Consider the following 669-nt stretch of genomic DNA (forward strand, 5'->3'; position numbering starts at 1 on the left):
GCGTCGGATTTGACGGTGGCGATGGCGTTACCGGCGTAGATCGGACGCTTGAAGGTATCGGCGCTTTCAACGGCGATAATCTCGGAGATCTGATCCACGTCCAGCAGGGCGGCAACGCGCGGCAGGTAGTTCTTGCCGTTGGTGCTGGCGGCGGCCAGGATGTGCGTGTAGTTCTTGCCCAGCTCGGCGATCAGCAGGGAGATGTTCTCCGGCAGCTGGTGGGCGTAGGCGGCGTTGTCGGCCAGCAGTACCTTGGAGACACCCGCGACCTTGGCAGCAGCGTCAGCGACAGCAGCACAGCCAGCGCCGGCAACCAGTACTTCGATGTCACCACCGATGGCAGCTGCGGCAGCCACGGTGTTCAGGGTGGCGGCATTCAGTTCGGCGTTGTTGTGTTCAGCAATAACCAGAATCGTCATGTCAGATCACCTTGGCTTCATTCTTCAGTTTGTCGACCAGCTCATCAACGCTCTTGACCTTGATGCCAGCGCTGCGGGCAGCCGGGGCTTCGACCTTGACGGTGCTCAGGGTGGAGGCAGTGCTCACGCCCAGATCTTCCGGCTTGGTGATTTCCAGCGGCTTCTTCTTGGCCTTCATGATGTTCGGCAGAGAAGCGTAGCGCGGCTCGTTCAGGCGCAGGTCGGTGGTGACGATGGCTGGCAGTTTCAG

1 protein-coding gene and 1 pseudogene are annotated in these 669 nt (G+C 60.8%); both read right to left on the minus strand.

All coding sequences use genetic code 11. From position 1 onward, the window contains the following. Positions 1-419: pseudogene (locus INT39_RS22335) on the minus strand (electron transfer flavoprotein subunit alpha/FixB family protein); the annotation flags it as partial. 1 nt (position 420) lies between these two features. Further along, on the minus strand, positions 421-669 hold a 249-nt coding region (locus INT39_RS22340; protein WP_413468963.1), incomplete at its 5' end, for an electron transfer flavoprotein subunit beta/FixA family protein.

The sequence above is a fragment of the Pseudomonas sp. FME51 genome (genome assembly GCF_014897305.1).